We start from the raw sequence: 20,699 nt of genomic DNA, 5'->3' as shown, positions 1-20,699 counted from the left end.
ACGTCGGGGCGGTTGGGGACATCGGGGCGGCTGAGGATGGGGTCGGCGGTGTCTGACGTGGGGTCGGGCGGTGGACCTGGGCGTGTGGCCGGAGTCGGTAACCGGACAAGGCAGGTTGAAAAATGGACATGACAACGCATCGGTGACACGGGGCTTGCGCGACGACAGGAGTCCCGTGCGAGGATCGGCAACGCTTCACACCCTTCACACGCGTGTTCCCATCTCGCGCATCTTCGCCCCGAACTCCGTCGTTCCGCCGCACGGGAGGGCCTCCCCGTTGTGACTTCAGCAGCCGCACTGCCCGGTGCCGGTGCAGCCCTGCGCATGGTGCGCGGAGCCGCCGGGCGCCGTCTGGTGCAGGTGGCGCTGTTGGTGGGTGGGCTGTTCCTGCTGGGGGTGCTCTGCGGGGAGCGGGCGAACGCGGCGGAGGGGGCACCGACTTCGCGGCCCTTCCCGGCTGCCGTCACCGATGTCACCGGGACGGTCGGCCACGCGGTGCCGTCGGTCGGCGAGCGTGTCGTCGCGCCGGTTGCGGAGGATGTGGTCGATCCGCTGACCGAGCAGCTCGTACGGCCGGTCACCGAGGATGTCGTACAGCCGACCACTGAGCCTGTGTCGCGGCCGGTCACCAAGGATGTCGTAGAGCCGGTGACCGAGCAGATTGTTCGGCCGGTCACCGACGACGTAGTGCGGCCGGTCACTGAGGATGTAGTGCGGCCGGTTACCGACGATGTATTGGAGCCGGTGACCGAGCAGGTCGTGCAGCCGGTGACCGAGCAGGTCGTGCAGCCGGTCACCGAGCAGGTCGTGCGGCCCGTCACCGAAGGCGTCGTGCGGCCGGTCATCGAGCCTGTGTTGCGGCCGGTTACCGAGCATGTCGTGGGGCCGGTCGGTGATCTCGTGGAGTCGGTGGCCGAGGGGCTGGCGGAGGCGCCGTCGCAGCTTCCGCCGGTGAGCGGGATGCCGTCGCTGCCCGGGATGCCGGAGTTGCCGGAACCACCGGGGCTGCCCGGGTGGAACACGTTGCCGGTGGAGGCGCTGCCCGTCGACGTGACGCCGCGGGAGCAGGGTCGGGCGGAGGCGGAGACGCCGGGCTCGACCGTGGATGGTGACAGCGAGAACAGCGGCGAGCGGGCTGCCGGTCCGGCCTCCGTCGGGTACGGGCCGCACGCCGCGGAAGGCGTCGCGGTGGTCGTATCGGCACCTCACCGGGCCGCCGGTGTCGCGGACTCGCCCGTCGTGCGGGTGCCCGCGCAGCAGAACCCCGGCGGTCCTCCGACGGGCGCCCTCGGCCACCATGCCGCAGTCGACAACGGTGGGCCGCGGCACGCCGAGCCGCATGCCGTCGCTTCTCTGGACCGGGCGCCGCTGAGCCTCGTGCCCGGCGCAACCGCGGCAGACGCCGCGGACGGGACCCGGGACCGGCACCGGGACATCCCCGAGTTCCCCGGCTAGCACCGGTCCTCTTCCCCCGCCGGACCTGTCGCGCGGGGGTGGAACAGGTCTGTCCGCCGTCCGGGCGCCCCCCCTCTCGCCGGAGGCCCGGACGACAGCCCCTCGGAGCCGGAACCGCGACCTCGTCGGAATGACGATGCGGTAGCGCCGGGTGCACAGCCGCTGGTCCCCAACTCCCGGACCGCCAACGGAAGCGGCGTCACCGGTCGCGGTCCCCTCGGCTCCCCACGACTCGGATTCCCGAAGGAACTGACGCACGCATGAACAAGAACATCCGCCGCCACCTCGGCTCCATCGTGATAGCCGCCGGTGCCACCGGCGCGTGGGCGCTCGGCTCCACCGTCGCCGGCGCCTACGAACTGCCCGCGTCGGGGGTCACCGTGCGCGACGTGAGCGTCGACACGGCCGACATCACCGACACGGTCACGGACGCCGCGGGCACGGTCGACGAGACCGTCTCCGACTTCACCGGCACCGGCACCGGCACCGGCCCCGGCACCGGCGCCACCGCGGACGTGGCGCCCTTCGCGTACGGCGTCGTCGGCGAGGCCGCCCCGCTGGCGGAGCGGGTCGGTCCGTTCGCGCAGGACCTCACCGGCACCGTCGGCGGGACCGCCGGTCCGCCGGCCGGCGACGCGGTCACCGGTGTCGAGGGTGTCGCCGACTCGGTCACCCCCGGCTACGTCCCGCGGGGTCTCTGACCCCGTAGGGCGGACGCGGTCAACCAACCCTCCGTCGGCTGAGACCCGGACGATCGAAAGCCGTCGGTCGTCCGGGCGGAGGCCGGGGGGTGGTGACGGGCGGTCTCCATTGGGGAGGAGATCACCCGTCGAGGGGCCTTTCGGAGTGATGGAAGGGCCTCGGAGGGGCCTCACCGGACGTACCCCCGTTCGGTGAGGCCCCGCACATGCGGCACGCGGTGCCAGTGAACCCGGCATCATGTGACAGGCATCACCGCTCAGGTGTGACCCACGATTTAGAGGCCCCCCGCAAGCAGCGATAACCTGCGAGACGGACATGCCGCGCGCTCGGACACCGTGTGCGCCTCCCTTGTGACTGACAGACGGTGGACGTCACGTTGCCCTCGCGGCACGCCCACGCAGACAACGAACCGCGAGATCACTGATAGGGACGGAAGCGCGTGGACCTGTTCGAGTACCAGGCGAGGGACCTCTTCGCCAAGCACGATGTACCGGTGCTGGCCGGTGAAGTCATCGACACGCCTGAGGCGGCCCGCGCAGCCACTGAGCGTCTCGGTGGCAAGTCCGTCGTCAAGGCCCAGGTGAAGGTCGGTGGCCGCGGCAAGGCCGGCGGCGTGAAGCTGGCGGCGACCCCGGACGAGGCCGTCGCCCGCGCGACGGACATCCTCGGGATGGACATCAAGGGCCACACGGTCCACAAGGTGATGATCGCCGAGACCGCCCCGGAGATCATCGAGGAGTACTACGTCTCGTACCTCCTCGACCGCACCAACCGCACCTTCCTCTCCATCGCGTCCGTCGAGGGCGGCATGGAGATCGAGGAGGTGGCGGCCACCCGCCCCGAGGCCGTCGCCAAGACGCCGATCGACGCCAACGAGGGTGTGACCCCCGAGAAGGCCCGCGAGATCGTCGAGGCCGCGAAGTTCCCGGCCGAGGTCGCCGACAAGATCGTCAATGTCCTCGTCACGCTGTGGAAGACCTTCATCGAGGAGGACGCCCTCCTCGTCGAGGTCAACCCGCTGGCGAAGGTCGCCTCCGGCGAGGTCATCGCCCTCGACGGCAAGGTCTCCCTGGACGAGAACGCGGACTTCCGCCACCCCGACCACGAGGAGCTCGTCGACCACGCGGCCGCCAACCCCCTCGAGGCCGCCGCCAAGGAGAAGAACCTCAACTACGTCAAGCTCGACGGTGAGGTCGGCATCATCGGCAACGGCGCGGGTCTCGTCATGAGCACCCTGGACGTCGTCGCGTACGCCGGTGAGGCGCACGGTGGGGTCAAGCCCGCCAACTTCCTCGACATCGGCGGTGGCGCCTCCGCCGCCGTCATGGCGAACGGCCTGGAGATCATCCTCGGCGACCCGGACGTCAAGTCCGTGTTCGTCAACGTCTTCGGTGGCATCACCGCCTGTGACGAGGTCGCCAACGGCATCGTGCAGGCGCTGCAGCTGCTCAAGGACAAGGGCGAGGAAGTCACCAAGCCCCTCGTCGTCCGCCTCGACGGCAACAACGCCGAGCTGGGTCGCAAGATCCTCTCCGACGCCAACCACCCGCTGGTCCAGCGCGTGGACACCATGGACGGCGCGGCCGACAAGGCCGCCGAGCTCGCGGCTGCGAAGTAAGGAAGAGGGACAGACACAGCCATGGCTATCTTCCTCAACAAGGACAGCAAGGTCATCGTCCAGGGCATGACCGGTGCCACGGGCATGAAGCACACCAAGCTCATGCTGGCCGACGGCACGAACATCGTCGGTGGTGTGAACCCCCGCAAGGCGGGCACGTCCGTCGACATCGACGGCACCGAGATCCCGGTCTTCGGCACGGTCGCCGAGGCGATCGAGAAGACGGGCGCCAACGTGTCCGTCCTCTTCGTACCGCCGGCCTTCGCCAAGGCCGCCGTCGTCGAGGCCATCGACGCCGAGATCCCGCTCGCGGTCGTCATCACCGAGGGCATCGCGGTCCACGACTCCGCCGCGTTCTACGCGTACGCCGTGTCGCAGGGCAACAAGACCCGGATCATCGGCCCGAACTGCCCGGGTCTGATCACCCCCGGCCAGTCGAACGCCGGCATCATCCCCGGTGACATCACCAAGCCGGGCCGCATCGGTCTCGTCTCGAAGTCCGGCACGCTGACGTACCAGATGATGTACGAGCTGCGTGACATCGGCTTCTCGTCGGCGGTCGGTATCGGTGGCGACCCCGTCATCGGCACCACGCACATCGACGCGCTCGCCGCGTTCGAGGCCGACCCCGACACCGACCTCATCGTCATGATCGGTGAGATCGGTGGCGACGCGGAGGAGCGGGCCGCCGACTTCATCAAGGCGAACGTGAAGAAGCCGGTCGTCGGGTACGTCGCCGGCTTCACCGCGCCCGAGGGCAAGACGATGGGCCACGCCGGTGCCATCGTCTCCGGGTCCTCCGGTACGGCCGCGGCGAAGAAGGAGGCCCTTGAGGCCGCCGGCGTCAAGGTCGGCAAGACGCCGACCGAGACGGCGAAGCTCGCGCGCGAGATCCTTGGCGGCTGACCTTCCGCTCTGCTGAGCCTTTCGCGGGCCCGCACCCCCTTGTTCGGGGGTACGGGCCCGCTGGCGTTTCCGGGCGGGACTCGGCTGTGCGGCACCGGCGCCGCCGCTGGGCGGGGGTGGGTTTCGCTCACCGGCGCTGGCCGGGTGCCGCTGCGCCCACCCGTGCCGCCCCTAGGGCCCTTCTGATGGATCTCCGCGGCGTCGCGGAGATCCATCAGAAGGGCCGTAGCGGCACGACTGCCCGCAGCTGGGACGGCCAGGGTGGGCAGCCGTTCCGGCGGTACGGCTGCGCGCAGCTGGGACGGCCAGGGGGGCAGTTGTTCCGGCGGTACGGCTGCGCGCAGTTGGGACGGTCAGGGTGGGCAGCTGTTCCGGCGGGACGATTGCGCGCAGCTACGCATGGCGGGCGGGTGGCTCAGCGGGCTTCCGGGTGGACGCGTTCCGGGCCCGCCGCTGCCTCTGATCTGAGTTTGGCTCGGAGTTTCTGTTCGGTTTTGGAGAGGGGGCCGGGGGCTGCTCTTGGGGGGAGGTCTCGGATGGGGGTGCCTTGGGGGACGGGGGGTTCGTAGTGGTCGGGGGCGGTGCGGAGGGAGAGGGCGGTGGTGGTGAGGAGGACGATGGTGAAGACGAGGGCGGTGTGGGTCCAGCGGCGGGCGCGAAGGTCGGCTCGGGCGCGGAGGACGATGGGCTTGACGGGGCCGGGGTCGATGCCGGCGGGCAGTTCGGCCAGGAGGCGGTGGAGGTCGTCGGGCGCGACCGGTTCCGGGAGGCGCGCGGTGACGGTCGCGCGGGCGTAGAGCAGTCGGCCCGCCGCGGCCGGCGTGCTCGCCTCCGTCTCGGCGGCCGTGTCGGGCAGATCGAGGCCGACGCCGTCGTAGAGGAGCAGGGTGCGGCGGTACGGGGGCGGTAGTTCGAGGAGCGCGTCCAGCAGGGCGCGGCCGGTGGGGTCGGCCGGCTGCGGCCCGCGACGCCGGGGCCGGGGGCGCAGGCAGTGCCAGGGGGAGAGGGCGTACTCGTGGGCCGCCGCCCGCACCCAGCCCGCCGGGTCGCGGTCGACGGCCACCTCGGGCCAGCGCTGCCAGGCGAGCTGGAAGGCCTGCTCCACCGCCTCGCGGGCCAGCCGGTGCTGTCCGGTGAGCAGATAGGTCTGCTGTACGAGGGTGGGCGCGCAGTACGCGTAGAGCGCGTCGAAGGCCTGGCCGGGCGTCAGGGGCGGTGGGGCAAGGTCGGGATCGTCGGCGTCGTCCGCGCAGTGAGGCTGCTCGTACCACTCGGCCCCGCTCTGGACGGACGGGTCGGAGGAGACGAGCGGCTTGCCGGCGGCCCTGGTCACCGGATCGCCTCCCGCCGTACCCGCCCTCTCCGGATCGGCCCTCGCACGAAAAAGCACATAAGCACATATTGGGCGACACGTGCGTGAATCCCTCGTTACGCCGGTAAAGCGCGTGTCGTTGGGAGCATGGCCGACGTGACGCACGCGACCGACTCGAACGACCCGACCGCGGGGCCGGACCACCCCACCGACCACAGCCGGTCGGCCTCCCCGACGGCACCTTCGGCACCCCTGAGGCCCATGGCGCCGATGTCATCCCTGTCCCCGACCTTTTCCTCGTCGCCGCTGGCGTCGCTGTACGGGCGGTCGCGCGGCCGGTCGTCCAAGCTGGTCGCCGGGGTGCTGGGCGGATTCCTCGCGGCGGGGCTCGGACTCGGGGCGTTCGCCGCGCTCGTGACCGTGCTGTGGATCAGTTCGCCGTACCCGGACAGCGGGCCCGGCGGTGCCCTGCAGGTGGCGGCGGCGCTGTGGCTGCTCTCCCACGGAGTGGAGCTCGTCCGCACCGACACGCTCACCGGTGTCCCCGCCCCGGTGGGCCTCGTCCCCCTCCTCCTGCTCGCCCTGCCGGTGGTCCTGCTGCACCGTTCGGCCCGCGACCACGCGGACGACGGCTTCGGTGCGAGCGCCCGTACGACATGGGCCGGTCTCGTCACCGGATACGTGGTCGTCGGCGCGGCGGTCACGCTGTACGCCTCAGGGGGCGTGCTGCGGCCGTCGTGGCTGTGGTCCGCGCTGTGCGTACCGCTGCTCGCGGCGCTCGCGGCGGGCACGGGGGTGTGGGCGGCACGCGGGCGCCCCCCGCTGCCGCTGCCCGCGCTTCTCGGGGGCGCTCCGGAGACGGAGAGCCGACGGCACCTCGCGGCCGCCGCCGGACGGGCCGCCGGGGCGGGCGTGCTCGTGCTGGCCGGCGGTGGCGCCCTGCTGGTGGCCGTGTCCCTGGCCTGGCACGGCGGCACGGCCCGCGACTCCTTCCTCCAGCTCACCGAGGGGTGGTCCGGCCGTTTCGCCGTACTGCTGCTCTGCCTCGCCCTCGTCCCGAACGCGGCGCTGTGGGCGGCGGCCTACGCCCTCGGCCCCGGCTTCGTCCTGGGTGCCGGACACCTCACCGGACCGCTGCACGCGACCGCCCCGGCCGCTCTCCTGCCCCCGTTCCCCCTGCTCGCGGCCGTCCCGGCGGGCGGGGGCACGCCGGTGTACTGGGCGGTGGGCGCGGTGCCGGTCGCCGCGGGCATGACGGTGGGCTGGTTCACCGCGGCCCGGGCCACCGCCGACCGAAAGGCCCCGTGGTCCGCCTCCCGGACCGCCGCCGCGACCCTCCTCGCGGCCCTCATGTCCGCCGCCGCCTTCGCTCTCCTCGCGGCCCTCGCCGGCGGCTCCCTCGGCGTCGCCACCCTGGCCGACTTCGGCCCCGTGTGGTGGCAGGCGGGCGGCGCGGCCGGGGCCTGGGTGGGGGTGGTGGGGATGCCGGTGGCCCTGGTGGCGCGGTGGTGTCGGGTGTGGGTGCGGGAGCGGAAGGCCGCGACCGGACAGGGGAAGCGGTCGGGGGCGACCGCGGTGGTCCGGCGCGCGCCGGCGGCGACCGTGGGTGGGCGGCTCCCGGGCGACCTGCGGGTGACAGGAGCCGAGGCCGTCCCGCGTCCAGCCGGTGGGCAGCACCTGACGGCGGACGGAGCGCCGGGCGGGCCTCGGACCAGCGAGCAGCAGCCGGCGCAGCCGCCCCCTCAGCCTCTCGCGAAGAGATCACGCCGACTCCCCGCATGGCTCTCCAGAACGAAACGGCCGCCGGCGGAACCCGCGCCCCCGGCCGGCTCCACGCTCACCCCGAGCCTCGGAGCCAACCCGAGCGCAAGCTTCACAGACGGCCTCGCATCGTACGACGCCCTCGACCCGTACGCCTTCGAGTCCGCACCCGTACCGCCGAACGTCTGGGACCTGGACTCCCGCGCGGCCCGCCGGGCGGCGCTGCGCGAGGTGTCCTCGACGGGACTGTTGTCCTCGACGGGACTGTCCTCGACGGGACGGACCGCGCACGAGCGCGCCCCTGACCCCGCCCCTCAGACCGATCCTGGCCCTGGCCCCAACGCCACCCCCGGCCCCGACGCGAGCCCGGAGGGAGCCGTCTGACGGCTAGCGCGTGCCCAGCATCTCCCGTACCGGTCCGTCCGGCAGGAGCTCCTTGCAGGACTTCTCCGAGGCGGTGGTGAGGGAGTCGTTGACGCAGGTGTAGTAGTCCCGGTAGACGAACTGGGCCGTGAAGGTGATGGCGACGATGGCGAGGGCGATCGTGGAGGTCACCAGGCCGCTGATGGCCGCGGTCCGCTGGGGCTTGCCGCTCGGCTCCAGGGGCGCCGGCTGGGCCGGGTCCGGGGTGCTGGGCTTGGCGCGCAGGGCGCTGACGGCCCAGTACACAGCGAGTGAGCCGAGCAGCAGGGCGACGTACGGCCAGGCGAAGAGGGCGAAGAAGAAGGCCCACATGCCGCAGAGCAATGAGTACCGCGCGCGACGCTGGGCGGGGTCCGCCGGGTCCCAGCGCAGCCCGCTTCCCGGACCGCCCTCGGGGCCCTTGCCGGGGTCGCCCGGTCCGCCCTGGCCGCCGGGGCGCTCACCGAAGGGTCCGCCGGAGCGGCCGGGCTGCCGGTCGCTCCACTGGCTGCCCCACGGCGAATGACCACCACCGCGACCCGCTCCGTCCTCGGAACCCTGGCCGCCCGCGGACGGGCGCGGCTGCCACGGGCGGTCGGGCGCGCCCTCGGGCGGCGGTGCGAACGGATTGTCGTCCGAAGGACCTGAGCCCTGGCCCCGCCCGGGCTGCCCGGACTGCTCGGGGGTGTCCTCGCTCTCGCGCGGAGGCGTGGGAGAGGAACTCCGCTCGCGCAGCAGGAGCGAAGGAAGGCGGAGGCTGCGGTCCGGCATCAGGAGTGCGTCTTCCCCTTGGTGAATACAGCGGTGAACTCGGCGGTGAACTCGGCAGTGAACTGGGCGGTGCACCGGGCGGTGATGTGGCAGTGAACCCGGCGGTGAAATCTACTGGTACGGCTACTGGTACGGCGTGAGCTGTCACTTCGTGAACGCCCCACACATCGACCGCGTTCCCGAGCCCGCTCCTCGCAGACGCTACCTTCCGGCCACGCCCCCGTCCCACGGGGGCCGTCCGGTGTGCCGGTATCGTTGCTGACGGTCGGCCGCTTCGTAGACTTCCCCGTATAGGGAGACGTGAAGCATTCGTATGAAGATACAAGTGCACAGTCGGCAGACCCGACATTCCCCGCAGAACCCGTAGAAAGGGCCCCACCGTGGCCGCCAAGCCCGTGGCCAAGCGCCTCGTCGTGCTGGTCTCCGGATCCGGCACCAACCTCCAGGCGCTGCTGGACGCCATCGCGACGACCGGTGTCGAGGCCTACGGCGCCGAGATCGTGGCCGTCGGTGCCGACCGCGGCGGCATCGAGGGGCTCGCCCGGGCCGAGCGCGCCGGGCTGCCGACGTTCGTCTGCCGGGTCAAGGACTACGGCACCCGCGAGGAGTGGGACGCGGCGCTCGCCGAGGCCGTCGCCGCGTACGAGCCGGATCTCGTCGTCTCCGCCGGGTTCATGAAGATCGTGGGGAAGGAGTTCCTGGCGCGGTTCGGTGGGCGGTTCGTCAACACCCACCCGGCGCTCCTCCCCAGTTTCCCGGGGGCCCACGGGGTGCGGGACGCGCTCGCGTACGGCGCCAGGGTCACCGGCTGCACCGTCCACTTCGTCGACGACGGCGTCGACACGGGGCCGATCATCGCGCAGGGCGTGGTGGAGGTCCGGGACGAGGACGACGAGAGCGCTCTGCACGAGCGCATCAAGGAAGTCGAGCGAAGGCTGCTCGTCGATGTCGTGGGGCGGCTCGCCCGCAACGGCTATCGCATTGAGGGACGAAAGGTAGTTATCCAGTGACCGCCGACAGCACTGTCACGGCCGAGAGCAACGAGGGCACCAAGCGGGTCATTCGTCGCGCGCTCGTCAGCGTCTACGACAAGACCGGCCTCGAGGACCTCGCGCGCGGCCTGCACGAGGCGGGTGTCGAACTCGTCTCCACCGGGTCCACCGCCGGGCGCATCGCCGCTGCCGGCGTTCCCGTCACCAAGGTCGAGGAGCTGACCGGCTTCCCCGAGTGCCTGGACGGCCGGGTCAAGACCCTGCACCCCAAGGTGCACGCGGGCATCCTCGCCGACCTGCGCCTGGAGGACCACCGGAGCCAGCTCGCCGAGCTGGGCGTCGAGCCGTTCGACCTCGTCGTCGTGAACCTCTACCCGTTCCGGGAGACCGTCGCCTCCGGCGCGACCCCCGACGAGTGCGTCGAGCAGATCGACATCGGCGGCCCGTCGATGGTCCGCGCCGCCGCCAAGAACCACCCCTCGGTCGCCGTGGTCACCAGCCCGGCGCGGTACGCCGATGTCCTGACCGCCGTGAAGGACGGCGGCTTCGACCTCGCCGCCCGCAAGCGGCTCGCGGCGGAGGCCTTCCGGCACACGGCCGAGTACGACATCGCGGTCTCCTCCTGGTTCGCCTCCGCCTACGCGCCCGCCGACGACTCGCCGTTCCCGTCCTTCCTCGCCACCAGCCTGGAGCGCGCGAACACCCTGCGCTACGGCGAGAACCCGCACCAGCCCGCCGCCCTCTACACCGCGGGCACGGGCGGTCTCGCGGAGGCCGAGCAGCTGCACGGCAAGGAGATGTCGTTCAACAACTACACGGACACGGACGCCGCCCGCCGTGCCGCGTACGACCACGCCGAGCCGGCCGTCGCGATCATCAAGCACGCCAACCCGTGCGGCATCGCGATCGGCGCGGATGTCGCCGAGGCGCACCGCAAGGCACACGCCTGCGACCCGCTGTCGGCGTTCGGCGGGGTGATCGCCGTCAACCGCCCGGTGTCGAAGGAGATGGCCGAGCAGGTCGCCGAGATCTTCACCGAGGTCATCGTCGCGCCCGACTACGAGGACGGCGCGCTGGAGGCGCTGGCCAAGAAGAAGAACATCCGCGTGCTGCGCTGCCCCGACGGCCCGGCCCACCCCATCGACGTCAAGCCGATCGACGGCGGTGCCCTGCTCCAGATCACCGACCGCCTCCAGGCCGACGGCGACGACCCCGCCAACTGGACGCTCGCGACCGGCGAGGCCCTCTCCGCCGACGAGCTGGCCGAGCTGGCGTTCGCCTGGAAGGCCTGCCGCGCGGTCAAGTCCAACGCGATCCTGCTGGCCAAGGACGGTGCCTCGGTCGGCGTCGGCATGGGGCAGGTCAACCGCGTCGACTCCGCGAAGCTCGCCGTCGAGCGCGCGGGCGCCGAGCGCGCGCAGGGCTCGTACGCCGCGTCGGACGCCTTCTTCCCCTTCCCGGACGGGCTGGAGATCCTCACCGAGGCCGGCGTCAAGGCCGTCGTCCAGCCCGGTGGTTCGGTCCGCGACGAGCTGGTCGTCGAGGCCGCGGAGAAGGCGGGCGTGACGATGTACTTCACGGGGACGCGGCACTTCTTCCACTGAGCCGACACCTGCCGGCCGGCCATCGGCTCGGTACGGCAAAGGGGGCGCACCGCTTCGAGCGGCGCGCCCCCTGCCGTTTCCGGTCGCGGACCGGTCGTCAGCAGCTCTTACCGGTCGTCAGCAGTTCTTGCTGACGACGCCCTTCCACTGCTTGTTGTTGCCCGTGTACGACTTGCCGTTGAAGTGCACCGGCTTGCGGTCCTTCTGGCCCGGGATGCCGCTCTTCTTGTAGCGCTGCTCGTAGTGCAGGTGCGCCCAGCTGCCACCGTTGCTGCCGGTGGAGCCGATGCGGCCGATCTGCGTCTTCGCACCGACCTTCTGGCCCACCTTGACGTACTTGGTGGGCTTGTCCTGCAGGTGGTAGTACGCCGTGTACCAGCCGCCGCCGTGGTTGATGATGATCATGTTGCCGGCGCCCTTGTCGTAGTACGCCTTGACGACCGTGCCCTTGTAGCCGGTGTAGACCGGTCGGCCGTCGGACCCGGGGTTGCCGTTCACCACGATGTCGATGGCCGGGTTGTGGCCCCAGGTGTTGAGCTGCCACTTGGTGTTGCACTTGAGCGGCATCTGGAACTTGGGCTTGGCCGCTGCCGCCGCCACACCGGCGGACTCGGCGCCTGAGGGCTGGCCGGCGTACGACGTCCCGGCGCTGAGCCCCGCGCCCAGTGTCAGTGCCAGTGCGGTGGCGCCGAGGGCCACGGTCGCCTTGCGGCTCAGGGGCGTGCTTGTGCGCATGAAGTGCTCCCCGTTTCTTCCCCGTTGTGCGGGAGCGGATCCGGTGCCCGCTTCCCGTGTGTCGCTGTGGACGCGTCAAGCATGGGTCGGCCGGTGAGGCCGCGGTACCTCAGAGGTCCTAGGGTGAGGCGCCCGGCGGACACTCGCGCGCCCACTTGTGGGAGCGGACCAGTGGGCCGTCGCCCGGGAAGTTGACCTTGGTGTTGTCCAGGACACAGCCGCTCGGGCTCTTGTAGTCCGGCTCGCTGAAAAGCTGGACGACGATGAACTTGGGGTCGTCGTAACCATTGTTGAAGGCCGACTTCGGCGGGCTGGTCCGCACCCATGCGCAGGGGATGAAGTCGTCGTGCCAGTCGAGGTCGTAGTCGTACCAGTTGCACATCTCGCCCTGCCCGTCGGGCTTCGAGAAGAAGCAGATGTCGCCCCGGGCGCAGCGCGCCCACCCCTGTGGAGCGGGTTCGCGCAGCGCCAGCCAGCCGGTCGTGACGAGGGAGGCCACCGTCACCGCGGCGAGCCCGACCAGCAGGGCCGGACGGGGGCCGCGGCGTGGTTGGAGCCGGGGCAGGCGTGGGGAGCGGGCGGCTCCGGCGGCGGGCTCGACCCGGCGGAGCAGGGACTGCGCGGTGTGGGCGGCGCGGGCCTCGTGCGTGGGAGCGAGGCAGTCGGTGACGATCTGCCGCCAACTGTCCGGGAGTTCGGGCGAGAGACGCAGCTCCTCATGGCCCTTGGCGTAGCGCAGGACCGCGTCGCGGCGGGCGGCCTGGGTCGCCCCGGGGAACGGCGGACTGCCGGTCAGGACCAGGTGGGCGAGGACGCCGAAGGCCCAGATGTCGGCGGTGGGGCGGGTGAGGTGGCCGTGTTCTCCGATCTCTGCCCAGAGGAGCTCGGGCGGGGTGTAGTCGACGGTGGTGAACGCGGGGGAGTAGGCGTGGGTGCCCTGCAGTTCGGCGGCCAGGTTGAAATCCGCGAGTCGGACCGAACCGTCCGCCATCAGCAGGACGTTGGCCGGTTTGAGGTCGCCGTGGACCCAGCCCGCGTGGTGGAGATGGGCCATCCCCTCACAGATCTGGGCGAGCAGCGAGGGCCCGCCGGGGACGGCCACCGCGCGGTCGGGCCGCCTCGGGCGCCGTTCCCCGAGCCGTTCGAGCAGCTGGTCGAGGGAGCCCTCGGCGCGCTCCAGCACGAGGGCGGTGGCGCCGTCGAGCAGCGGTTGGGACGGGTCGTCCACGGTCAGGGCCTCGTACATGCGGATGAGCCGCGGGCGCTGGAGCCGGCGCAGCAACTCCGTCTCCCGCTCGGCGAGTTCCTGGAGATGGCGCAGCTGGCGGGGGGTGCGGGTGCCGGTGGGCAGGAACTTCAGGGCGGCCTCGGACGGCAGGCCCTCGGCGGGCTCCACGCGCCGGGCGGTGTACACCGTGCCGAAGCCCCCGGAGGCGATGGGCTCGCGGATCTCCCAGGCACCGAGGCGGTACCCCTTCGGAACCGGTACGGCGTGTGTCGTTCTCTCATTCACCGCGCGGCCCTCTCCTTCAGCAGAGCCAGGTCGGCCTCCCGGACGAGGTCGAACCGCAGCGCCAGGGAGACCAGGCGGTCCTTCTTGCCGTTGAGGCGCGGGCCGCCGCCCGGTGTCGCGTCGGGCATCGGTTTCAGGCGCAGCTTGACTGCGAGGTAGTCGATGTTCCACTGCACCGAAGTCCGCGAGACCGTCGGCCAGGTCGGCCGCAGCGACTCCACCAGTTCGTCGGCGGTGGGCAGCGAGGCGTGCGGTTCGTCGCGCAGGCGCGGCGCGCACAGGGCGACCAGGACCTGGAAGTACCGTTTGCCGCGGTCGAGCGGGAAGGCGCACTCGGTGGGCGCGCCCTGCCGAGGGCCCGCGTGGTCGACGTAGTCGTGGCGTGGCGCCCACACCTCGAAGCTCAGCAGCTCGCTCCCCGCGGGCAGGACCACGCGCGAGAACTCGAACGGGATCGGGGCGTCGAGCCGTCCCGGCGGGACCTTGACGTGCTCACCCGCGCCTTCCGGGTTCTCGATGACATACGTCTGCCCACGACTGAGGTTGCTGAGCTTCCAGTAGGCCCCCGCCGCCGTGATCTCGCCGGCCTCGCGGGACACGCCTTCGTGGGCGATGGTGAGGTGAGGGCCGTACGGTCGTGGCGTACGGCCGAAGGACAGGGACTCGCAGGGCCCGAGACGCAGATGGTCGTCCGGTCCGGTGCTGTGCGCGGGTACGACGATGATGCTGTGCATCGTGGTGGACCTCCCCCGACGGAAACAGACGTCAGGGTAAGGATGGGTGCACAAGCGGCCCATGGGTACGCAAAAGAGGCGTGTCCTACGCGAATTGGTCGGCCTCAGGGTGTAGGGGCCGACGTCACGTCCGACTGCGCAGCGCGGCCCAGGTGTCGGGGCCGACGTCTCCGTCGACGTTCAGTCCCTTGTCGCTCTGGAACAGCCTGACCGCGGCCAGGGTGTCGTCACCGAACTGGCCGTCGACCCCGGAGCCGCCGACGCTGTAGCCGCGCTTGACGAGCACGCACTGCACCTGCGTGACGCGCTGGTTCTTGTCGCCGAACTGCGTCAGTTCGGTGCCGGAGTAGTACGTGCACTGGGTGAGCCACGGCGGATCGGCGGGCTTCGTCGCGGTCTTGGTCGGGGTGGCGCTCGGGGCGGTGCCCGTGCCTCCGCCGCTGCCGTCGGCCGTGGCGGTGACGGTGGCCGTGGGCCGCGCACCTTCACCGGACCCGCCCGCCGCGTTGCCTTTCTCCTCACCCTTCCCGCCCTCTTTCTCCTCGTCCTTCTCCTTGTCCTCCTTGCTGGGGGAGGGCGAGGGCGACGCGGAGGAAGCGGGCGGGGACGAAGCCACCTCGCCGGCCGGGGCGGATGTCTCGGCGGCCGTGCCCGACGAGGTGGTGTCGCCGGAGGGCGGACGGGTGAACAGAAAGGCACTCACCGCCACGACGCACACGGCGACACCCGCGGCGACGGCGAGATACGGCTTCCCGCGCCTGGAGCTCGGGGGTGTGGGCGGCCCGAACGTGCCGGGTGGGGGCGGGGTGCCGTACACCCCCGGCGTCGGCGTTCGGCCGTACTGGCCCGGTGGTGTCGCCGGGCCGTAGGCGGGGCCGAGGGGCGGCGAGGTCACGCGTTCCGTGGGCGTGCGGAAGTGGCCCGTCTGTCGCGCGGTGGCGTGCTCCAGGTCCTGGCAGGCCCGCTGCCGGGCGAGCAGCCGGGTGGCCAGCGGTTCCTGCCATAAGGGCGCGTGGCTGTGGCCGGCGGTCGTGGCCGCGTCGATCAGCCGCTGCGGGGTGGGCCGACCGGAGGGATCCTTGGAGAGGCAGGCGGACAGCAGTTCGGCCAACGCCGGGTCCAGGGCCGCGAGTTCGGCCATGACCTCCGGTTTGGGCTCCTCGAACGCGACGCGGTGCATCACGTCCACACCGGTCCCGTCGCCGAACGGGGCGTGCCCGGTGGCGGCGTAGACGATCGTGCCGGCCAGCGAGAACATGTCGGAGGTGGTGTCGCAGCGGCCGTCCCGCAGGTACTCGGGCGACATGAAGGCAGGGGTGCCGACCCGGCTTCCGGTGACGGTGATCGCGCTGCTGTCCACGGCCCGGGAGATACCGAAGTCGATGACGTGCGCGCCCTGGAGGGTCAGGATCACGTTGGACGGCTTGAGGTCGCGGTGGACGACCGAGGCCGTGGCCAGCGCCGACAGGGCGTGCCCGAGCTCGGCCACCAGCCGCCACGCCCCGGCCGCCTCCAGCGCACCGCACTCCCGTACGGCGTCGGCGAGGTTGAGGCCGGGCAGGTACTGCGTGGACATCCACAGCAGCTCGTCCTCGAAGCCGGCGCCCAGCAGATCCGGCGTGCGCGGCGTACGGACCCGGCCGTGCACGGCGGCCTCCCGCTCGAACCGCCGCCGGAACTCCGGGTCCTCGGCGTACTCGGGCCGGATCACCTTCACCGCCGCGAGCCCCGCGCGGTCGTCCGCCGGGCGCGCCAGGTACACCCGGCCCATGCCTCCGCTGCCGAGTCGTCCGAGCGGCAGATACGGTCCGATGCGCCCGGGGTCGGCGGGTTGCAGCGGGGTCGCCCCGGCCTGCTTCAACTGCTGCCGTGCGGTGTCGTCGGGTGGTGGAGCGTGGGGCGGCTCGGGCCGCTGGTCTGACATGTGCTTGTCCCCCGAGTGCTCTGCTTCCTCAACCCGCCCTCGTGTCAAGCGGGTTGACGCGAGGCTACCGTGCCGGGCCCGGGGCGGGGCCCGGGGGCGGGGAGTGACCTGGCCCGGTCGGCTCGGCCGCTCGGCTACCGCCCGACGGCCGGGCAGGACACCCGGAAGAGGTGGATGAAGACCCAGGTGAGCAGGGCGACGATGTCGTGGCGGCCGAACGACGGCATGGACGTGACCTCCGCGTTCTCCGCGTTGCGCGGGTTCAGCGGGAAGGCGTCGGTGTCAGTGGGGGTGGCCCCGACTCCTGAGAGGAGCGGGGCCACCGGGGCATTCCGTGCCGTGGTGCGCGGGCCGGGTCGTCAGGCGGCGACCTTGCCGACTGCCCTGGCCGAGGTCGTGAAGCTCAGCTTGAACTTCACGCCGTCCTTGACGTCGGTGGCGATGACCGTCCACTTGCCCTTCTTGGCGAGCTTGAAGGTCGACTGGCAGTAGTTCAGCTTGCCGTTGGACTTGTAGAAGCAGACCTTCATCTTGCGGTCCGCTGCTCTTGACGTTGATGTCGGCGCAGCGCTTGGTGGTCTTGAAGAACGCGGAGCCCTTCGGCGTGACGTACGTGCCCGACGGCTTGGAGTAGGTCTTGGTGATGTCGTAGCAGGCAGCCGCCTTGCCGGTGGTGGCCGCGCCGGCGGTGGTCGCGGTGGCGGCGACCAGACCGCCGCCCGCGAGTACCCCGGTCATGGCGGCGGCGACGAACTGCTTCCGGATGGTCATGGGTGGTCCTTCCCCGTTGTCGTGACGATGCCCCCATCCTCAGGACCGGGAAGAACGAGCGGAACCTGAAATGTTCCAGGGCCGCCGGTCAGCCCCGTCGCGCGCGTGGCACGGGCGAACATGGCGCTGTGACAGACCGAGGGCCGTGCCCCCCTCGTACGGGAGGCACGGCCCTTCGTGTGCTCGGCGGCTCAGTACCGCGGGCGGTTGAACCACGCCTTGCCGTTGGCGTTGCCGACGAAGACGGCGATCAGGACGCCCAGCACCAGGTGGACCAGGCCGATCAGGAAGAACGGGAAGACGCCCAGGACCGCGGTGATGATGCCGAAGACCAGCGCGGCGACGCGTACGCCGTTGCCGCCGGACTTGAACTTCACGGCCAGCATGATCGCGTAGACGAGCCAGGCCGTCGCGAAGATGGCGATCGCCACCATCTGGCCGATGGGGATGTCGCCGAGCGCCTCCGCGAGGGCGGGGTCCTCGGTGCTGTCGCTGGCCGCGGCCACGCCGATCGCGCCGATGCCGTACAGGAGCACGCCGATCACCTGCAGGCCGACGATGACCCAGAGCATGATGCGGGCCGCGTTGACCGTGCTGGGCATGGTCTCGGGCGCGGTCGGGTAGCCGCCGTACCCCTGGGAGACCGGAGGGGCGGCCGGGTAGCCGTACCCCGGCTGCTGGGGCGGGGTCTGCTGCGGGTAGCCGTAGTTCTGGGCGGGCGGCTGCTGCTGGGGCTGGCCGTACGGGTTGTTCGGGTCGCCGTAGCTCATGGCGGGATTTCCTCCGTTGCCTGGTGCGGGGACGCGCGGCACGGTTCGGAGGAATGCCCTGATCTGTTGATGTGGTCACGCCCCCCGGCAGTGCCCGCGGCACTGTGCCCTCAATCGTTTTATATGCCCGGCCGGATGTCCAGCGACATTCCTGGGGTGTTGTGCAAGTGCAACACATGCGATCTTGTCGGAGACGGTCGCCGCCGCGCGTCCGGAAGCGGTACGAGGGCGTCCGGCAGGTGACCGATTGGAACCCGGCGCCGGTCATCCGCGAAGATTGGGCCCATGAGCGCCCAGATTCTCGATGGCAAGGCCACCGCAGCCGCGATCAAGTCCGATCTGACCGCCCGCGTGGCGGTGCTGAAGGAGAAGGGCGTCACGCCCGGACTCGGCACGATCCTGGTCGGGGAAGACCCCGGCAGCCAGAAGTACGTCGCGGGCAAGCACCGCGACTGCGCGCAGGTCGGCATCGCCTCCATCCAGCGTGAACTGCCCGCGACCGCCACCCAGGAGGAGATCGAGGCGGTGGTGCGGGAGCTGAACGAGGACCCCGCCTGCACCGGCTACATCGTCCAGCTGCCGCTTCCCAGGGGCATCGACGAGAACCGCATCCTCGAACTGATGGACCCCGACAAGGACGCGGACGGCCTCCACCCGATGAACCTCGGGCGACTGGTCCTGAACGAGCCCGCCCCGCTGCCCTGCACCCCGAACGGCGTCCTCACCCTCCTCCGCCAGTACGGCGTCGAGATCAAGGGCGCCGAGGTCGTGGTCGTCGGCCGCGGTGTCACCATCGGCCGCCCGATGCCGCTGCTCCTCACCCGGCGCAGCGAGAACGCGACGGTGACCCAGTGCCACACCGGCACGCGTGACCTGGCCTCGCACCTGAAGCGCGCCGACATCATCGTCGCCGCCGCCGGCTCCGCCCACCTCGTCCGGCCCGAGGACGTGAAGCCGGGCGCCGCCGTCCTCGACGTCGGTGTCTCCCGCTCCGCCGAGGGCAAGATCGTCGGCGACGTCCACCCCGGAGTCGCCGAGGTCGCCGGCTGGATCTCCCCCAACCCCGGCGGCGTCGGCCCCATGACCCGGGCCCAGCTGCTCGTCAACGTGGTCGAGGCGGCGGAGCGCAGTGTCGGCTGACGGCGACGCGAAGGGGGCGTCGGGGTTGCCGAGGGCGTCGAAAGCGTCGGAGAAGGCCGGCGGGCCGGGAAAGCCGGGGGATTCGGTGAGGCCGGTGGGTTCGGTGAGGCCGGGGGAATCGGTGAAGCCGGGGGCTTCGGAGGCTTCGGCGACGTCGAGGACCTCGGAGCGGGCCGAGCATGCCGTGACGTCTGACGGCGGCAGGTCCGGGAAGGCGACGGGCGGGCCGGGGGAGACCACGGGTCGGCCGGGGTCGTCCGAGCGGCTGGAGAGGACGGGTCGGCCGGGGTCGTCCGAGCGACCGGGAAAGACGGACGAGTCGGCGGCGTCGGAGAGGGCGGACATGTCAGGGGCGGCGGGGACTACCGAAACGGCCGGGATGGCAGAGGGCACCGGGGCTGCCGGGGCTGGCGGGTCTGCCGGGGTTATCGGGGCCGCAGAGGCTGCCAGGGCTCGCGGGGCTGCCGGGATGGAAGAGGCTGCCGGGCCTGCCGGGACCGAAGAGGCCACCGGGGCTGCCGGGGCTAGCGGGACCGCAGGGGCTGCCGGGTCCGCAGAGGCGACCCGGGCGACCGGGACTGCAGAGGCGACCGGGCCAGCCGGGGCCACCGGCACCGCCAGGGTCGGCGCGACCGGGGCTCCAGAGGCCACCGGGGCCGCCGGGGCGCGGACCGGGACCACAGGGGCGACCGCTACCGCCAGGGCCGCCGGCGCGACCGGGTCCGCAGAGGCGACCGGCGCGGCCGGGACCGGCGCGGCCGGGACCGAGGCGGCCGGGGCCGCCGGGGTCGGGGCCGGCGAGGCCGGCGGTGAGATCGAGGTGCGGGATCCGATCAGCGTGCCGGATGCCGACGGCAAACCCGTTCGGACCACTCGGCGGTTTCCGATGTTCACCAAGGACACGGCGCGGCCCGAGGGCGGTGGCCGGGCTGCGTCGCGTGAGGCGCCCGCGCCCGTCCGCCAGTGGCCGATCCTCGTCGTGCTGTGCACCGTGGGACTCGGGCTGCTGATCACCGCGCTGGACGCGTTCCGGCTCGGCACGATCCTGATCGGGGCCGCGCTGCTCGGCGGCGCGGTGCTGCGCTGGACCGTACCGGACGTCGGCATGCTCGCCGTCCGCTCCCGCTTCACCGACATGGTCACGTACATCGTCCTGGGCAGCGCCATCGTGCTCCTCGCGCTGATGGCCCAGCCGGACCCGTTGCTGCAGATCCCCGTCCTGAAGGACGCGCTGCACTTCACGGTGGGCGACGAGGCGGGCTGACGGCGCTCGGGGAGTGTCATGAAGGCCCCCGTCCCGAGCACACACGACGGCGGCCCGTCCCCTCCCCCGAGTAAGGACGGACCGCCGTCGCGCTCCACATTCCCCCGCGGTGAACGCCCTGTTCAACACCTGTCAGCCCGCTGTGGCACGGAAGTGACCATTCCGCCGAGGTGTCCGCACCGGGCCACGACGACGGCCCCCGGACGTTCACTTCACGCCGGTCTCCACGTCGCTCGATGCGCTCACCCACACCACCTCGAGAGCCCCTTCGCGCCCTCGGGAGGGTGGGAACCGGTCCGCCCACCACCGTCGTCACCTGCTCAGA

18 protein-coding genes are annotated in these 20,699 nt (G+C 71.8%); 9 read left to right on the top strand and 9 right to left on the bottom strand.

The window, feature by feature from the left end:
• The first annotated feature begins 279 nt into the window (after positions 1-279).
• The 4 genes from JIX56_RS16680 to sucD all read left to right on the top strand — a co-directional run bounded on the left by JIX56_RS16680 (position 280) and on the right by sucD (position 4,681).
• Positions 280-1,455 (top strand): hypothetical protein, encoded by a 1,176-nt coding sequence (locus JIX56_RS16680; protein WP_257541522.1) that lies wholly within the window; start codon positions 280-282, stop codon positions 1,453-1,455.
• A gap of 260 nt (positions 1,456-1,715) precedes the next feature.
• Positions 1,716-2,156, top strand: coding sequence for a hypothetical protein (locus JIX56_RS16675; RefSeq protein ID WP_257541521.1), 441 nt, complete (start codon positions 1,716-1,718; stop codon positions 2,154-2,156).
• Between the two features lie 440 nt (positions 2,157-2,596).
• A complete protein-coding gene (gene sucC / locus JIX56_RS16670) occupies positions 2,597-3,775 on the top strand; it encodes an ADP-forming succinate--CoA ligase subunit beta (RefSeq protein WP_257541519.1) in 1,179 nt (392 codons plus the stop codon).
• 21 nt (positions 3,776-3,796) lie between these two features.
• Positions 3,797-4,681: a succinate--CoA ligase subunit alpha gene (sucD, locus tag JIX56_RS16665; RefSeq protein WP_257541517.1), complete on the top strand. Its 885-nt coding sequence runs from the start codon at positions 3,797-3,799 to the stop codon at positions 4,679-4,681.
• A 415-nt stretch (positions 4,682-5,096) separates the two neighbouring features.
• Here sucD and JIX56_RS16660 read toward each other — a convergent pair whose 3' ends face one another.
• Complete coding sequence (locus tag JIX56_RS16660) at positions 5,097-6,014, bottom strand: RNA polymerase sigma factor (protein WP_257541516.1); 918 nt, start codon at positions 6,012-6,014, stop codon at positions 5,097-5,099.
• Positions 6,015-6,263: 249 nt separating this feature from the next.
• Here JIX56_RS16660 and JIX56_RS16655 point away from each other — a divergent pair, with 249 nt between their 5' ends.
• Positions 6,264-8,138: a cell division protein PerM gene (locus JIX56_RS16655; RefSeq protein ID WP_443032045.1), complete on the top strand. Its 1,875-nt coding sequence runs from the start codon at positions 6,264-6,266 to the stop codon at positions 8,136-8,138.
• 3 nt (positions 8,139-8,141) lie between these two features.
• Here the strand turns inward: JIX56_RS16655 and JIX56_RS16650 are convergent, their stop codons facing one another.
• Positions 8,142-8,927, bottom strand: a complete 786-nt coding sequence (locus JIX56_RS16650; protein ID WP_257541512.1) for a hypothetical protein — start codon at positions 8,925-8,927, stop codon at positions 8,142-8,144.
• A 380-nt stretch (positions 8,928-9,307) separates the two neighbouring features.
• Here JIX56_RS16650 and purN point away from each other — a divergent pair, with 380 nt between their 5' ends.
• A complete protein-coding gene (gene purN / locus JIX56_RS16645) occupies positions 9,308-9,937 on the top strand; it encodes a phosphoribosylglycinamide formyltransferase (protein ID WP_257541510.1) in 630 nt (209 codons plus the stop codon).
• A complete protein-coding gene (gene purH / locus JIX56_RS16640; protein ID WP_257541508.1) occupies positions 9,934-11,523 on the top strand; it encodes a bifunctional phosphoribosylaminoimidazolecarboxamide formyltransferase/IMP cyclohydrolase in 1,590 nt (529 codons plus the stop codon). Before purN ends, purH begins: the two co-directional genes overlap by 4 nt.
• A 117-nt stretch (positions 11,524-11,640) precedes the next feature.
• Here the strand turns inward: purH and JIX56_RS16635 are convergent, their stop codons facing one another.
• The 7 genes from JIX56_RS16635 to JIX56_RS16605 form a co-directional block, all read right to left on the bottom strand.
• Entirely contained in the window at positions 11,641-12,258 is a 618-nt protein-coding gene (locus JIX56_RS16635) for a M23 family metallopeptidase (RefSeq protein WP_257541506.1), read from the bottom strand.
• A 118-nt stretch (positions 12,259-12,376) separates the two neighbouring features.
• Complete coding sequence (locus JIX56_RS16630; protein ID WP_257541505.1) at positions 12,377-13,771, bottom strand: protein kinase domain-containing protein; 1,395 nt, start codon at positions 13,769-13,771, stop codon at positions 12,377-12,379.
• Complete coding sequence (locus JIX56_RS16625) at positions 13,768-14,505, bottom strand: FHA domain-containing protein (protein ID WP_257541503.1); 738 nt, start codon at positions 14,503-14,505, stop codon at positions 13,768-13,770. Before JIX56_RS16625 ends, JIX56_RS16630 begins: the two co-directional genes overlap by 4 nt.
• Positions 14,506-14,629: 124 nt before the next feature.
• Positions 14,630-16,429 (bottom strand): serine/threonine-protein kinase, encoded by a 1,800-nt coding sequence (locus JIX56_RS16620; protein ID WP_257541501.1) that lies wholly within the window; start codon positions 16,427-16,429, stop codon positions 14,630-14,632.
• Between the two features lie 134 nt (positions 16,430-16,563).
• A complete protein-coding gene (locus JIX56_RS16615; protein ID WP_257541499.1) occupies positions 16,564-16,752 on the bottom strand; it encodes a hypothetical protein in 189 nt (62 codons plus the stop codon).
• 36 nt (positions 16,753-16,788) lie between these two features.
• Complete coding sequence (locus JIX56_RS16610) at positions 16,789-16,959, bottom strand: hypothetical protein (RefSeq protein ID WP_257541497.1); 171 nt, start codon at positions 16,957-16,959, stop codon at positions 16,789-16,791.
• Positions 16,960-17,391: 432 nt separating this feature from the next.
• Positions 17,392-17,970 (bottom strand): hypothetical protein, encoded by a 579-nt coding sequence (locus tag JIX56_RS16605; protein ID WP_257541495.1) that lies wholly within the window; start codon positions 17,968-17,970, stop codon positions 17,392-17,394.
• Positions 17,971-18,255: 285 nt separating this feature from the next.
• Here JIX56_RS16605 and JIX56_RS16600 point away from each other — a divergent pair, with 285 nt between their 5' ends.
• Both JIX56_RS16600 and JIX56_RS16595 read left to right on the top strand, forming a co-directional pair.
• Positions 18,256-19,110, top strand: a complete 855-nt coding sequence (locus JIX56_RS16600; protein WP_257541494.1) for a bifunctional methylenetetrahydrofolate dehydrogenase/methenyltetrahydrofolate cyclohydrolase — start codon at positions 18,256-18,258, stop codon at positions 19,108-19,110.
• Positions 19,111-19,924: 814 nt separating this feature from the next.
• Positions 19,925-20,374 (top strand): DUF3017 domain-containing protein, encoded by a 450-nt coding sequence (locus JIX56_RS16595; protein WP_257550915.1) that lies wholly within the window; start codon positions 19,925-19,927, stop codon positions 20,372-20,374.
• The last annotated feature ends 325 nt before the right edge of the window (positions 20,375-20,699 follow it).

The sequence above is a fragment of the Streptomyces sp. CA-210063 genome, assembly GCF_024612015.1.
GTDB lineage: Bacteria > Actinomycetota > Actinomycetes > Streptomycetales > Streptomycetaceae > Streptomyces.
The sequence above is the reverse complement of the archived record's forward strand: the minus strand, read 5'-3'. Positions and strand labels throughout refer to the sequence as shown.

Bases quoted from the DNA above. Each gene is read 5' to 3' on its own strand.
- JIX56_RS16635 (WP_257541506.1), bottom strand. From the start codon at position 12,258: ATGCGCACAAGCACGCCCCTGAGCCGCAAGGCGACCGTGGCCCTCGGC.
- JIX56_RS16605 (WP_257541495.1), bottom strand. From the start codon at position 17,970: ATGAGCTACGGCGACCCGAACAACCCGTACGGCCAGCCCCAGCAGCAG.
- JIX56_RS16675 (WP_257541521.1), top strand. From the start codon at position 1,716: ATGAACAAGAACATCCGCCGCCACCTCGGCTCCATCGTGATAGCCGCC.
- JIX56_RS16610 (WP_257541497.1), bottom strand. From the start codon at position 16,959: ATGAAGGTCTGCTTCTACAAGTCCAACGGCAAGCTGAACTACTGCCAG.
- JIX56_RS16625 (WP_257541503.1), bottom strand. From the start codon at position 14,505: ATGCACAGCATCATCGTCGTACCCGCGCACAGCACCGGACCGGACGAC.
- sucD (WP_257541517.1), top strand. From the start codon at position 3,797: ATGGCTATCTTCCTCAACAAGGACAGCAAGGTCATCGTCCAGGGCATG.
- JIX56_RS16600 (WP_257541494.1), top strand. From the start codon at position 18,256: ATGAGCGCCCAGATTCTCGATGGCAAGGCCACCGCAGCCGCGATCAAG.
- JIX56_RS16650 (WP_257541512.1), bottom strand. From the start codon at position 8,927: ATGCCGGACCGCAGCCTCCGCCTTCCTTCGCTCCTGCTGCGCGAGCGG.
- JIX56_RS16620 (WP_257541501.1), bottom strand. From the start codon at position 16,429: ATGTCAGACCAGCGGCCCGAGCCGCCCCACGCTCCACCACCCGACGAC.
- JIX56_RS16655 (WP_443032045.1), top strand. From the start codon at position 6,264: ATGTCATCCCTGTCCCCGACCTTTTCCTCGTCGCCGCTGGCGTCGCTG.